The 12,962-nt window shown below is 61.4% G+C and carries 11 protein-coding genes and 2 tRNA genes; 6 read left to right on the plus strand and 7 right to left on the minus strand.

What is annotated here, in order from left to right:
• The first annotated feature begins 30 nt into the window (after positions 1-30).
• Together AAFF19_RS06320 and mutY are read left to right on the plus strand one after the other, a co-directional pair.
• Positions 31-1,992, plus strand: a complete 1,962-nt coding sequence (locus AAFF19_RS06320) for a dynamin family protein (RefSeq protein WP_182118286.1) — start codon at positions 31-33, stop codon at positions 1,990-1,992.
• Complete coding sequence (gene mutY, locus AAFF19_RS06325; protein WP_182118287.1) at positions 1,989-3,059, plus strand: A/G-specific adenine glycosylase; 1,071 nt, start codon at positions 1,989-1,991, stop codon at positions 3,057-3,059. The genes AAFF19_RS06320 and mutY overlap by 4 nt, the downstream gene beginning before the upstream one ends.
• Before the next feature lie 91 nt (positions 3,060-3,150).
• Here mutY and rapZ read toward each other — a convergent pair whose 3' ends face one another.
• Genes rapZ through AAFF19_RS06340 form a run of 3 tightly spaced genes read right to left on the minus strand, consistent with a single transcriptional unit; the run spans position 3,151 to position 6,586 of the window.
• Complete coding sequence (gene rapZ / locus AAFF19_RS06330; protein ID WP_008905080.1) at positions 3,151-4,017, minus strand: RNase adapter RapZ; 867 nt, start codon at positions 4,015-4,017, stop codon at positions 3,151-3,153.
• On the minus strand, positions 4,017-5,687 hold the full coding sequence (recN, locus tag AAFF19_RS06335) for a DNA repair protein RecN (RefSeq protein ID WP_182118288.1): 1,671 nt from the start codon (positions 5,685-5,687) through the stop codon (positions 4,017-4,019). Before recN ends, rapZ begins: the two co-directional genes overlap by 1 nt.
• A gap of 2 nt (positions 5,688-5,689) precedes the next feature.
• The gene (locus tag AAFF19_RS06340) at positions 5,690-6,586 is read right to left on the minus strand and encodes an NAD kinase (RefSeq protein WP_008905078.1); all 897 of its coding nucleotides are present in this window, start codon (positions 6,584-6,586) and stop codon (positions 5,690-5,692) included.
• Positions 6,587-6,614: 28 nt separating this feature from the next.
• Between AAFF19_RS06340 and hrcA the strand changes: the two genes are divergently transcribed.
• From hrcA to greB, 4 genes are all read left to right on the plus strand, one after another.
• The gene (gene hrcA / locus AAFF19_RS06345) at positions 6,615-7,619 is read left to right on the plus strand and encodes a heat-inducible transcriptional repressor HrcA (protein ID WP_008905077.1); all 1,005 of its coding nucleotides are present in this window, start codon (positions 6,615-6,617) and stop codon (positions 7,617-7,619) included.
• Between the two features lie 51 nt (positions 7,620-7,670).
• Positions 7,671-7,747 (plus strand) — tRNA-Ile (locus tag AAFF19_RS06350).
• 205 nt (positions 7,748-7,952) lie between these two features.
• Positions 7,953-8,029: transfer RNA gene (locus AAFF19_RS06355), tRNA-Arg, on the plus strand.
• Positions 8,030-8,105: 76 nt separating this feature from the next.
• Positions 8,106-8,672, plus strand: a complete 567-nt coding sequence (gene greB, locus AAFF19_RS06360) for a transcription elongation factor GreB (protein ID WP_008905076.1) — start codon at positions 8,106-8,108, stop codon at positions 8,670-8,672.
• A 72-nt stretch (positions 8,673-8,744) separates the two neighbouring features.
• Here the strand turns inward: greB and AAFF19_RS06365 are convergent, their stop codons facing one another.
• The 4 genes from AAFF19_RS06365 to AAFF19_RS06380 form a co-directional block, all read right to left on the minus strand.
• Entirely contained in the window at positions 8,745-11,027 is a 2,283-nt protein-coding gene (locus tag AAFF19_RS06365; RefSeq protein WP_182118289.1) for a bifunctional (p)ppGpp synthetase/guanosine-3',5'-bis(diphosphate) 3'-pyrophosphohydrolase, read from the minus strand.
• 94 nt (positions 11,028-11,121) lie between these two features.
• A complete protein-coding gene (gene rpoZ / locus AAFF19_RS06370) occupies positions 11,122-11,325 on the minus strand; it encodes a DNA-directed RNA polymerase subunit omega (protein WP_005794722.1) in 204 nt (67 codons plus the stop codon).
• Between the two features lie 16 nt (positions 11,326-11,341).
• Positions 11,342-11,962 carry a guanylate kinase gene (gmk, locus tag AAFF19_RS06375; RefSeq protein WP_008905074.1) on the minus strand — a complete coding sequence of 207 codons (621 nt, stop codon included), beginning with the start codon at positions 11,960-11,962 and terminating at the stop codon, positions 11,342-11,344.
• A 36-nt stretch (positions 11,963-11,998) separates the two neighbouring features.
• Complete coding sequence (locus AAFF19_RS06380; RefSeq protein WP_182118290.1) at positions 11,999-12,916, minus strand: YicC/YloC family endoribonuclease; 918 nt, start codon at positions 12,914-12,916, stop codon at positions 11,999-12,001.
• Positions 12,917-12,962 lie beyond the last annotated feature (46 nt).

The raw sequence follows: 12,962 nt of genomic DNA on the forward strand, positions 1-12,962 counted from the left end.
GCAGGTCATTCTTAGATCTCTGGGAGCAAAGTGGGACCTTCATTCAACGAACAGTTCGACCAGCATGGTGCCTGGCGGCGGGAGTTCGCCCAGCAACTCAAGCGGCTGGCCGAGTGGATGTCCTCGCACGAACTCATGGATTCGGCTGTCCAGGAACGGTTGCAGCGCCTGGAGGAGCAGGTTCGCAGCGACAAGGTCATGGTGGCGTTTGTGGCTGAATTTTCGCGCGGCAAGTCCGAGTTGATCAATGCGATCTTCTTTGCAGACTATGGCCGCCGCATCATGCCTGCGAGTGCAGGGCGCACCACCATGTGCCCCACCGAACTCGGATACGACGCCAGCGTGGTGCCCAGCCTTCGATTGCTGCCGATTGAAACCCGACTGCAGATGCAGAGCCTGGCGGAGTGGCGGGTCAAGACGGACCGGTGGCTGGAAATTCCCCTGGATGTCGGTAATGCGGACCAGATCGCCAAGGCGCTCGAAAAAGTGGCGGAAGTCAGAAAGGTCAGTCTGGACAATGCGCGGGCATTGGGCTTCTGGCACGATGACTTGACCGATGAGAATCCGGTCCCAGATGCGCAGGGGTTGGTGGAGGTGCCGATGTGGCGCCACGCCCTCATCAATATTCCGCATCCTTTGCTCAAACAGGGGTTGGTCATTCTGGATACACCCGGCCTGAATGCAGTGGGTGCTGAACCTGAACTTACCGTCAACCTGATCCCGCAGGCGCATGCGGTTGTTTTCATCCTGAGTGCAGACACCGGAGTGACCCGGTCTGATCTTTCCATCTGGCGAGAGCATCTGGCGATCTCGGCCGACAGCATGGATGCCCGCTTGGTGGTGCTCAACAAGATCGACACCTTGTGGGATACGCTCAATTCTGCAGAGCAGGTGCACGCGCAGATGGAGCGCCAGTGCAGCACGTCTGCAGAGATGCTCGGTGTGCCGTTGGAGAGGGTTGTCCCCGTGTCAGCGCAGAAAGGGCTGGTTGCCAAGATCACTGCTGACGATCTTCTGCTCGAAACCAGCGGCCTGCCTGTTCTGGAAGAGGCGCTGGCCAAGGGCATCATGGGTCGGCGGCAATCCATCTTGCGGGCGGCTGTGGCCAATGGTGTGGCCAGTTTGCGCACGGAGACTTCCCGGGTCATCAACATCCGACGTCGAGATCTCGACGACCAGATGGCTGAATTGCGAAGCCTGCGCGGCAAGAATGCGTCCGTCATTGAATCGATGCGGCACCGCATCGAGCAGGAGCAGCGGGAGTTTGACCTGAGCACTTCCAAAATTCAGGCGGTCCGTGCAGTCCACCTGAAGCTGCTTCGAGATGTGTTTCAGCAGCTGGGTGCCAAGGCGCTCAAAGTCGAGCTTGCAGAGTTGGCGCAGACCCTGCAGCAAAAAGGGCTCAAGCTGGGTGTAAAGAAAATTTACCTTCAAACGTTCGACAAGTTGCGCGGTACGCTGGACAAGGCGCAGGCTTCAGGCACTGAAATCCAAGCGATGCTGGGTGGAACCTTCAGGCAACTCAATGCCGAGTTTGGTTTTTCTCTGCAGGTCCCCTCGCCTCCGCAACTGGAGCACTTCACGCATGATCTGAGTCAGATTGAACAGAGCCATCTCCAATACCTTGGCATGGGGAACGCATTGAAGCTCGCCCAGCCCGAGTTTGCGGAACGTCTGGTTCGCGCTCTGGCCATGCGTCTGCGCACTGTGTACGAATCGGCGGCGAACGATCTTGAACTCTGGAGTAAATCCGCTACAGCCCAACTGGACGCCCAGTTGAGGGAGCGTCGACGCAGCTTCGCGCGTCGCATCGAAGCTGTAGACCGCATTCAACAGGCGGCCAGCGGTTTGGTGGAGCGCATCGCAGAAATTGAAGCGAGCGAGGATGAGCTGATTCAGCTGGAGCAGAGGCTGCAGGAGTTGACCTCCCAGCTGGTTGCTGTGCCCGGCCTTGACCCCGTGACGTCGGATCGGCAATTGGTACCTGCATGAGCGAGGGGGGGCGGGAGGGCGTAGCCTCACTCGTGGTTGCATGGCAGGCATCTCACGGCCGCAACCACCTGCCTTGGCAACAGACGCGGGATCCGTACCGGGTCTGGCTGTCGGAAATCATGCTGCAGCAGACCCAGGTTTCCACGGTGCTTGACTATTACGCGCGATTCCTCGCAAGGTTTCCCGATGTGCGCGCCCTTGCCACTGCGCCAGAAGACGAGGTGATGGGGTTGTGGAGCGGGCTTGGCTACTACACGCGGGCGCGCAACCTGCACCGTTGCGCACAGCAGGTGGTGGCCGAGCACGGAGGCGCCTTTCCGCGCAGCGCCGAGGCGCTTGCCACACTCCCTGGCATCGGTCGCTCCACGGCAGGGGCTATCGCGGCGTTCTGCTTTTCCGAGCGGGTTCCGATTCTCGATGCCAATGTGCGCCGGGTGCTGACCCGCTACCTGGGTTTTGATGCCGATCTGGCGCAGCAGCGAAACGAACGCCTCCTGTGGGACCGGGCACAACAACTCCTGCCGCAGGAAGATCTGGGCACTGCCATGCCCCGGTATACGCAAGGGCTGATGGACTTGGGCGCTACCGTGTGCTCCCCACGGGGGCCCCTGTGCGGGCAGTGTCCCTTGAATGGAGGTTGTGCCGCTTTTCTTGCGGGCAACCCCGAGAAGTACCCGGTGCGCACGCGTAAGCTCTCGCGCAGGTCGGAGTCGTGGCAGTTGCTGCTGCTCAAGAACGAGCGCGGGCAAGCCTGGCTGCAGAAGCGTCCCGCCAGTGGCATCTGGGCTGGCATGCATTGCGTGCCGGTGTTTGAGGACAGCGCGGCACTGCACCGCTGTGTGGAATCACTGCGCGAAGCCGCCGGCTTGGAGATCGGGGAGCTGCAGCCTTTCGTGCATGTGCTCACCCACCGCGACCTGCACCTGCATCCGGTGCTCGTGTCGGGGGCGTTGCCGGAGCGGCCCCTGGAAGAGGGCAGCTGGTTCGCGCTGGATCGGTGGGATGCGATCGGTTTGCCGGCGCCGATACGCAAGCTGCTCGAGGCGACGCAGGTACAGCTCTGGTAAACGCCGGAATTCAAGTCAAATTGGCCTTCAGCGCTTATCTGGTATGCGCAAACAGCTATTAAAATAATAGCATCATGCATGTTTGAGCGGACTATCGACCATCCATTTCCCGGTGCCTGCGCAGGGCTGGCCAGCGGCTGCTGAACGCCTCTGCCAGCCGTTCCACCAGGTACACCGAGCGGTGCTGGCCGCCGGTGCACCCGATGGCCACCGTGACATAGCTGCGGTGGTTGCGGTCGAGCATCTCCAGCCAGTGCGCCAGGAAGTTCTCGATGTGCTGCTGCATCAGCGCCACCTCGGGCTGCTGGCGCAGGAAGTCGGCCACCGGGGCGTCCTGCCCGGTCAGGTCGCGCAGCGCTGGCTCGTAGTGCGGGTTGGGCAGCATGCGCACATCGAACACGTAGTCCGCATCCATCGGAATGCCGCGTTTGAACGCGAAGGACTGGAACACCAGCGTGAGCTGGCCCGGCGTGGCGGCCATCAGCCCCTTGACGTAGCTTTGCAGCTGCGAGGCGCGGATGGTGCTGGTGTCTATCACATGGGATTGCTCGCGAAGCGCGGCGAGCAATTCGCGCTCCACCTCGATGATCTGCACCAGCGCCTTGCGTCCCTGCTGCAGGTCCGCATGCGACAGCGGGTGGCGGCGCCGCGTTTCCGAAAAGCGCCGCACCAGGGTGTCGATCGTAGCGTCGAGGAAGATCGAGTGCACCGAAACGCCCTCGCTGCGCAGCCGGTTCAATTCCTGCGGCACCTGGTGCAACGACGTGGCGCTGCGCACGTCCATCGCGATGGCCAGCCGGTTGCCGTGGTGGCGGTGCTCCAGCGCGACGAAGGCGGGCAACAGCTCGGGTGGCAGGTTGTCGACGCAATAGTAGCCCGCGTCCTCGAGCGCGTGCAGGGCCACCGACTTGCCCGATCCGGACATGCCGGTGATCACCACGATCTCAAGCGTTGCCATCACCGCGCCCTTTCCACCGCCGCGTCCGCCAGCTCCAGCATTTCGCGCGCATGCGCCAGAGTGGTTTCGGTGGACTTCTCGCCGCCCAGCATGCGGGCGATCTCGGCTACGCGCACTTCACCCTGGATGGGCTGGACGCTGCTGGTTGTGCCTTCGGCCTGCTTGCGCTTGATCACCTTGAGATGGTGGTGCGCGCAGGATGCCACCTGCGGCAGATGCGTGACGGCAAGCACCTGCCGGTCGCTGCCCAGCTGCTGCATGAGGCGGCCCACCGTTTCGGCCACCGCACCGCCCACGCCGGAGTCCACCTCGTCGAAGATGAGCGTGGGCGCGGCACCTAGCTGGCTGGTCGTGACCGAGATCGCCAGCGAGATGCGGGAGAGCTCGCCGCCCGACGCCACCTTGCCGATGGGGCGTGGCGACATGCCGGGGTGCCCCGCCACCAGGAACTCGACATCGTCGATCCCATGCGCAGCGGGCTCGGCCAGCTTGGCCACGGAGACCTCGAACTTGCCCCCCTCCATGCCCAGGCCCTGCATGGCATGCGTGATGGCGGCCGAGAGGCGGGGCGCCGCCTTGGCCCGCGCCTGCGACAGGGTGCGGGCCGCAGCGTGATAGGCCTTGGCGCTGGCAGCTTCGGCAGCCTCCAGTTGTGCCAGATCGGTCGCGGCGTCCAGGCGGCGCATCTCGTCTTTCCAGCCCTGGAGCAGGGCGGGCAGCTCCGCAGGCGTGCGGCGGTACCGGCGCGCCAGGGTCATCCAGGAGGAGATGCGGGCGTCAAGTTCCGCCAGGCGCTGGGGGTCCATGTCGGCATGGCGCAGATACAGCTGCAGCGAGTGTGCCACGTCACCGGCCTGCGCGAGGCAGGACGAGAGGATGTCGGCCAGGCTGGCGAATTCGGGCTCGATATCTTCCTGCCCGTGCAGCAGGGAATGTGCGCGGGTGAGGGCTGCCAGCGCGCCAGCGTCGTCGTCCTGCAGCACCTGGAGCGCGGCCTGCGCACCCTCCATCAGCGCCTGCGCATGCGACAGGCGCTTGTGCTGCGCTTCCAGCTCTTCCCATTCGTCTGCGGCAGGCGCGAGCTTGTCCAGCTCGCCGATCTGCCACTGCAGCCGCTCGCGTTCCTGCTGCAGTGTGGCCTGGTCCTGCCGCGCCTGCTGCAGCGTTTTCTGGTCGGCACGCCATCGGCTCCAGTGCATCGTCACGTCAGCCTGGCTCAGGCCAGCATAGGCGTCGAGCAGTTCGCGCACCGAATCGGGGCGGGTCAGGCTTTGCCAGGCATGCTGGCCGTGGATGTCAAGCAGCATGTCGCCCAGCGCCCGCAGCTGTGTGGCGGTTGCCGGCGTTCCGTTCACCCATGCCCGGCTCTTGCCCTGCGCGTCGATCGTGCGGCGCAACAGCAGGGTGTCGCCCGCCTCGAAGCCTGCTTCGTCGAGCCACGGTTGCGCTGCGGCCGGGCAGTCAAACTCGGCACTGATGTCGGCACGGGATGCGCCTTCGCGCACCACGCCCGCATCTGCGCGCGCCCCGAGCGCCAGTTGGACAGCGTCGATCAGGATCGACTTCCCCGCACCAGTTTCACCCGTCAGCACCGTGAAGCCTGTTTGCAACTCCAGATCCAGGGCCTGGACAATGACGAAGTCCTGCAGGGTGATCCGCCGCAGCGCCATGGTCAGGATCCCCCTTCATTCCAGCGCAATTTTTTGCGCAGGGTGGCAAAGTAGTTCCAGCCTTGAGGATGGAGAAACCGCACGCAGTGCTCTGACCTTTTCACCAGAATGCGGTCACCATGCAGCAGTGAGGCCAGTGACTGCATGTCAAAATTGGCACTGACATCCCGACCACTCACAACCTCAACCGCCACCTCGGTGGCATCTGACAGAACAATCGGTCGGTTGGAGAGCGTATGGGGTGCGATGGGCACGAGCACCCATCCGGGAATGGAGGGGTGAAGCATGGGACCACCGGCTGACAGCGAATACGCCGTTGACCCTGTGGGTGAGGCGATGATGAGTCCGTCTGCGCGTTGGTTCGCCACAAATCGGCCGCCGACCTCGACCCGCAATTCCACCATGCCTGAAGTCGCGCCTCGGTTCACAACGACATCGTTCATCGCGAGGGCTTCGAAGACGACGCGCTCGTCGCGCACGACCGTAGCGTGCATCAGCGGTCGCAAGTCTTCCTCGTATTCACCCTGAAGCATGGGGGGCAGAGTGGCCTGATAGGTATCGAAAGGAATGTCGGTGATAAAGCCAAGCCGTCCCTGGTTAATGCCGATCAGGGGCGTCCCAAACCGGGCGAGCCGCCGACCTATGCCCAGCATGGTGCCGTCACCCCCGACCACCAGGCCCAAATCGCACCGACTGCCTATCTCGTCTACATTCAGGACTGGATAGTGTGTGAGCCCGGTGTTGCTTGCGGTCTCAGCTTCCAGCATCACTTCGCAACCCTGGCGCTCTAGAAAATGGGCGATGTCTTCCAGGGCCAGGCGGGAGCTTTCACCGATGGAGCCCGCCGAAGAAGCTTGGTACTTGCCTATGAGTGCGACATGGCGGAAATTGGACGTCATCACGAAATTACATCATTAAAATCATCCCATGCTCGATGACCGTGCCAAGTTGTTGCTCAAAGCGCTGGTCGAGCGCTATATCGCCGATGGGCAGCCTGTCGGATCCCGCACCTTGTCGCGCGCGTCCGGGCTGGATTTGTCTCCAGCCACCATCCGAAACGTCATGGCGGATCTGGAGGAGCTGGGGCTGATCGCCAGCCCCCACACGTCAGCTGGTCGCATACCCACGGCACGAGGCTATAGGCTGTTTGTGGACACCATGCTGACAGTGCAGCGGGACCCCCTGACCCCTCCCCAGCTAGCGCCCGAACAGCCGCAGAAGGTGATCGCCAACGCTGCCCAGTTGCTCTCCAGTCTTTCGCAGTTCGTGGGTGTCGTGATGGCGCCTCGCAGAACGTCGGTGTTCCGCCACATTGAGTTCTTGAGGCTGTCCGAGCGGCGGTTTTTGGTCATCATCGTTTCGCCTGAGGGAGACGTTCAGAATCGCGTGATCTTCACGGATGTGGACTACTCCCAGTCGCAACTCATCGAGGCTTCCAACTTTCTGAACGCGCATTACGCCGGGCTTGCAATGGAGCAGGTACGTGAGCGACTGAAATCTGAGGTGGATGTGCTGCGCGGCGAGATCGCTTCGCTCATGCAAGCTGCGGTGAATGTGGGGTCCGAGGCCCTGTCCCAGGCACAAGACGAGGTCGTGATTTCTGGCGAGAGAAACCTGTTGGCGGTAAGCGATTTCTCCAGCGACATGGGCAACCTGCGGCGTGCATTCGATCTGTTCGAGCAGAAAACCCAGATTCTGCGGTTGCTGGACATCTCCAGCCAGGCTGAAGGGGTGCGCATCTACATTGGCGGTGAAAGCCATGTGGTGCCGTTCGAGGAACTGTCTGTTGTCAGTGCGCCCTACGAGGTGGATGGCAAAGTGGTCGGGACGTTGGGCGTGATCGGCCCCACGCGCATGCCATACGACCGCATGATCCAGATCGTGGACATCACATCAAAGCTGGTGTCCAACGCCCTCAGCTACCGCAAGTAAAGCCCCTACAATACGGCGCTTGCCCCGTTGTATAGCGCTGGAGCATGGCTTGGGGCGTTAGCTCAGTTGGTTAGAGCAGAGGACTCATAATCCTTTGGTCGTTGGTTCAAGTCCAACACGCCCTACCACCCATTCATCCGAATGGGCGATCAACAGGATCGCAGCCAGCTTTCTTTTTTGCGATGAGCGTCTTTCTTTTTTGGAGTCGCTCCAGTGCATTACAATCTAAGGCTGCATTGATTTGTATTTGTGCTGGCCAGGCCAACGCGGCAGGTGTCAGTTAAAAATTGATTTCAAGGGTCGCCAAGAAATCATGCTATAATTCAAAGCTTAGCGGCTGTAGCTCAGCTGGATAGAGTACTTGGCTACGAACCAAGGGGTCGTGGGTTCGATTCCTGCCAGCCGCACCAATGTTTAAAGCCTGCAATCGCAAGATTGCAGGCTTTTTCATTTGTCCCAGCGTTTTCGCTGAAGGGGATACCTGCCATGAGCAAGGCCTTTACCAAAGAAACCGATGCTTCCGATGAGGATGAATTGGTGTTGCCTGCGTTGCCTGCGGGCGGCAAGAACTACATCACTCCAGCAGGATACGCGCGCCTGCGTGATGAGCTGCTGAACCTCATTGACAACGAGCGGCCCAAAGTGGTGGAAACCGTTCACTGGGCTGCGAGCAATGGAGATCGGTCTGAAAACGGCGACTACCTCTACGGCAAGAAGCGTTTGCGAGAGATCGATCGGCGAATCCGATTTCTCACCAAGCGGCTCGAAATTGCCGAAGTGGTTGATCCCAGCCAGCACGTGGGAAGCGAACAGGTGTTTTTTGGCGCGACGGTTACTTACGTCGAGGATGAAGGCACAGAACGCACAGTCACCATCATGGGCATTGATGAGGCAGACAGCCGCGAATTGCAGGTGAGTTGGATTTCCCCTGTCGCGCGTGCGCTATTGAAAGCGCGCACAGGGGATGAAGTCCTGCTCCCCACTCCAGGAGGTGTTCGAAGTCTTGAAGTGGTGTCAGTGAAATATCCGCAACGCAACGACCGTGAGGATTAAAAATAGCGTCCGGCAGAGCTGAGTTCTCCCGGACGCTAAGGCTAGCGACGCTGCTTACCGCGCTGTGCGCGTTCATGCGGCCTGCGGGGTGATGCGTGCGGCGCGAATGACGGCCTGGGTGCGACGAAGGTTGCGAAGTGCTGTTTCGAGGTGGGCCTGATCCCGCACAGCCACGATGAAACGCAAGTCCGTGGTGTCAAGGGCGGCCTCGTCGTCCATGTCCACATGGGTAATATCTGCTTCCGAGTTGGCCAGTTCCGCAGCTACGCGGGCGAGTACGCCTTTGCCGTTCGTGACCGTCACCACGACCCCGGTTTCAAACATGCGCGTTGGTTCGTCCGACCAGTCCACCGCGATAAAGCGTTCACTATCCTTGTGCTGTAACCGCTTGGCGACGGTGCAGTGAACGTTGTGAACGACCAGGCCTTCACCGCGGCCCAGATAACCCACGATGCTGTCTCCAGGCACGGGGCGGCAACAGGACGCGTATTGCACTGATGCATTCTCGCTGCCGTCGAGTGTCACAGCACCCTGCGAAAGCGTCTCGTGGGATGTGTAGCGTTCCCGCGTCATCAGCAGCGCGTCGGGGCGGTGCCCGTGTTCAGACATGAGCACCATGAGCCGCTTCGCGACAATGCTGGCGATACGCTTTCCCAAACCCAGGTCGGTCATCAGTTCGCTGCGGGTACGGTTTCCTGTAAAACGCAGGAGCTTGTCCCACATCGGCTGGGTCTCGGTGTTCATGGGCGGCAACCGCTCTAGCCCTTCCGCGCGGATAGCCTGAGTCAGCAGTTTCTCGCCCAGGCCTTCCGATTCGTTCTGCGCCAGCGTTTTCAGGTAGTGCCGAATCTTGGAGCGCGCGCGGCCCGTGCGCACAAAACCCAGCCAGGCCGGGTTCGGCGTGGATACCGGGGCAGTGATGATCTCCACAACATCGCCATTCTTGAGTTCGGTGCGCAACGGCACTTGCTCGTTGTTGATCTTGGCTGCCGTGGTGCGGTCGCCCACGTTGCTGTGGATGGCGTAGGCAAAGTCCACCACGGTGGCGCCACGTGGCAAAGCCATGATCTGGCTCTTGGGGGTGAAGACGTAGACTGCATCAGGAAAAAGGTCCACCTTGACATGGTCCCAGAACTCTGCGGCATCGCGGGTCTCGTTCTGAATGTCGAGCAGGGACTGCAGCCATTTGGTTCCCAGCCTTTCGGCCGACGAGCCGTCACCGTCCTGTGCCTTGTACAGCCAGTGTGCAGCCACACCGGCCTCGGCTATGACGTGCATTTCGTCCGTGCGCATCTGAAACTCGATATTCACGCCAGACGGGCCCACCAGCGTGGTGTGAAGGGACTGGTAGCCATTGAGCTTGGCGATGGCGATGTGATCCTTGAACTTGCCGGGTACCGGCTTGTACATCTGGTGCAGCACGCCCAGGGCGGTATAACAGTCCGTGACGGTTGGCACGATCACCCGGAAGCCGTAGATGTCCGTCACCTGGGCAAAGCTCAAATGCTTGAGGTCCATCTTCTGGTAGATGGCATACAAAGTCTTTTCACGGCCGGCAAGACGAACTTTCATGCCGATTCTGGAAAATGCAGCATCCACTTCGGTCTGCACTTTCTGAACAAGATCACGACGGCGGTTACGCGATTTGTTGACCGCCTTGGACAACGTCGCGTAACGCCATGGGTGCAGGTGCCGGAATGCCAGGTCCTGCAGTTCCCGGTACGTCTGATTGAGACCCAGTCGGTGGGCGATGGGCGCATAGATTTCGAGCGTTTCCGAAGAAATGCGACCCCATTTGCTGCGTGGCATGTCCGACAGCGTGCGCATGTTGTGCGTGCGGTCCGCCAGCTTGATGAGGATGACGCGCACGTCGCGCGCCATGGCCAGCAGCATCTTGCGAAAAGACTCAGCCTGGTTTTCCTCGCGCGTATTGAATTGCAGCTTGTCCAGCTTGGTGAGCCCGTCCACCAGTTCGGCCACGGGGGCTCCAAACCGGTCAATCAGGTCGGCCTTGGTGACGCCGCAATCCTCCATGGCATCGTGCAGCAAGGCGGCCATCAGGGCCTGCGCGTCCAGCTTCCAGGTGGCGCACTGGGCAGCCACGGCAATGGGGTGGGTGATGTAGGGCTCACCGCTGTTGCGCAACTGGCCCAGGTGGGCCTCGTCAGCGAAACGGTAGGCTTGGCGTACCTGTTCGATGCTCGAGGCGTCGAGGTAGTCAAGGCTGTCCGTCAACGCGGCAAAGCTGGCCGCAGCCGCATTGGCGGCCGCGGCGGCTGCCGACAAAGTGCCTGCCGTCGGCGTTTCGCCCGGCTCGGCTTGCGTTGCAGAAGGTGAGTTGAGCACCGCGTTCATGCCTCAAATGTAGCGCGGGAGCGCACCACACCGCTTCGGGGCAAAAAAAAGCACCGCTTTTGCGGTGCTGTTTGGGGCTGCGCCCGAGAAAACCTCAACCAGGAACCTTCTTGAGCATCTCAAGGCCCACTTTGCCTTCGGCGATTTCGCGCAGGGCAGTGACTGCAGGCTTGTTGCGGCTTTCGATGCGGGGTGCATGGCCCTGGCTCAGCATGCGGGCACGGTACGTGGCGGCCAACACAAGCTGGAAGCGGTTGGGGATCTTTTCCAGACAGTCTTCTACGGTGATGCGTGCCATCGTTTTACTCCGGGATTCAGGTGATATTGAGCGACTGGAAGGTGTCAGCACGGGCGCGGCGCTGGGCGGCGTACTTGAGTCGCTGGGCGTGAACTACGGCTTTCAGGTCGAAAAGCGCGCGCTCAAACAACTCGTTGATTATAACGAAGTCGAATTTGCTGACCTGGGCCATCTCCTCGGCTGCATTCTTCAGACGGACTTCGATGACTTCCGGGGAGTCTTCGCCCCGTCGCTCCAGGCGCGAACGCAGTTCTTCCCAGCTCGGCGGCAGGATAAACACGAGGATTGCATTGGCGAAAGCCTGCTTGATCTGTAGCGCGCCCTGAAAGTCGATTTCCAGAATCACATCCGAGCCTTGGGCAATGCGCTCCTCGATCGCCTTCTTGGAGGTGCCATAGCGGTTGCCGTGCACGTGCGCCCACTCCACGAAGGCGTTGCCTTCCACCATGGCATCGAACTCTGATTGCGATGCAAAGTAATAGTCGCGGCCGTGCTTTTCCTGCCCGCGCGGCGCGCGGGTGGTGTGGGAGATTGACAGGTGGACGTGCGAGTCCAGCTCCAGCAAGGCCTTGACCAAGCTGGATTTGCCAGCGCCGCTGGGGGCCGCAACTACGATGAGATTTCCGGGATAGTCCATGGCTGATGTGCGCGAAGCGCTATCAAAAAATGAGTTTTATTCGATGTTTTGAACTTGCTCGCGCATTTGCTCGATCAGCACTTTCATGTCCACGCTGATGCGGGTCAGGTCAAGGGCCGCTGATTTGGAGCCCAGCGTATTGGCCTCGCGGTGGAGCTCCTGGATCAGGAAGTCCAGGCGCTTGCCCACCTCGCCGCCTTTCTTGAGAAGGCGTTCGATTTCGTCCAGGTGGGAGTCCAGCCGGGTGATTTCCTCGGCCACATCAATGCGGATGGCAAACGCCGTGGCCTCGGTCAGGGCGCGGTCACGGGCTGCCTCGGGCAGGGTGGCACCGTCGGTCAGCGCCATGGCTTCCTTCCAGCGCTCCATGAAGCGCAGCCGTTGCTGCTCGACCAGCAGCGGCACCATGGGGACGGCCTGTTCGGCCAGGGCACGCAATTGCTTGACCCGGTCCAGCAGCATGGAGGCCAGGCGCTTGCCCTCCCGTTCGCGGGCGGCCATCAGGGCGGTCAGGGCTTCTTCGGCCAAAGCAGGAACCGCATCGCTCCAGTCCTCAGAGCCCGATGGGGCGTTGGCGCACAGGCGCAGGGCGTCGGCTACCGTGAGGGGTGCCGCCGCCGGCAGCCATGCCTTGACGGAATCCTGCAAAGAATTGAGCCGCTGCAGCAGCCGTGCGGGCGGGTCCTGCAGGGTGTTGCTGTCCTCGTTCTCCAGGGCGGCGCGGACTTCAACCTTGCCGCGCTTGAGGCGGGCGGTCAGCAGGCTGCGCAGCGCGGGCTCCATGGCGCGCAGTTCATCGGGGAGGCGGAACGAAAGGTCCAGGAAGCGGCTGTTGACCGAGCGGATTTCCAGCCCCAGTCTGCGTGATTGGGGCGCGCGGGTGTCGTTTTCAGCGCCAGTGGCAGATGCGCCATGCTGTGCGCTGGCGTATCCGGTCATGCTGTAAACTGGCATTGGACTTTTTGATGGTTGCTTGCGATCCGGCGATTATCCGGGTTCC

It is taken from the genome of Acidovorax sp. FHTAMBA, from assembly GCF_038958875.1.
Classification (GTDB): Bacteria; Pseudomonadota; Gammaproteobacteria; order Burkholderiales; family Burkholderiaceae_C; genus Acidovorax.

What these genes read in the sequence shown, in the direction of transcription:
- mutY (WP_182118287.1), top strand. Translation starts at nt 1,989, where the DNA reads ATGAGCGAGGGGGGGCGGGAGGGCGTAGCCTCACTCGTGGTTGCATGG.
- rapZ (WP_008905080.1), bottom strand. Translation starts at nt 4,017, where the DNA reads ATGGCAACGCTTGAGATCGTGGTGATCACCGGCATGTCCGGATCGGGC.
- recN (WP_182118288.1), bottom strand. Translation starts at nt 5,687, where the DNA reads ATGGCGCTGCGGCGGATCACCCTGCAGGACTTCGTCATTGTCCAGGCC.
- AAFF19_RS06340 (WP_008905078.1), bottom strand. Translation starts at nt 6,586, where the DNA reads ATGACGTCCAATTTCCGCCATGTCGCACTCATAGGCAAGTACCAAGCT.
- hrcA (WP_008905077.1), top strand. Translation starts at nt 6,615, where the DNA reads ATGCTCGATGACCGTGCCAAGTTGTTGCTCAAAGCGCTGGTCGAGCGC.
- greB (WP_008905076.1), top strand. Translation starts at nt 8,106, where the DNA reads ATGAGCAAGGCCTTTACCAAAGAAACCGATGCTTCCGATGAGGATGAA.
- AAFF19_RS06365 (WP_182118289.1), bottom strand. Translation starts at nt 11,027, where the DNA reads ATGAACGCGGTGCTCAACTCACCTTCTGCAACGCAAGCCGAGCCGGGC.
- rpoZ (WP_005794722.1), bottom strand. Translation starts at nt 11,325, where the DNA reads ATGGCACGCATCACCGTAGAAGACTGTCTGGAAAAGATCCCCAACCGC.
- gmk (WP_008905074.1), bottom strand. Translation starts at nt 11,962, where the DNA reads ATGGACTATCCCGGAAATCTCATCGTAGTTGCGGCCCCCAGCGGCGCT.
- AAFF19_RS06380 (WP_182118290.1), bottom strand. Translation starts at nt 12,916, where the DNA reads ATGCCAGTTTACAGCATGACCGGATACGCCAGCGCACAGCATGGCGCA.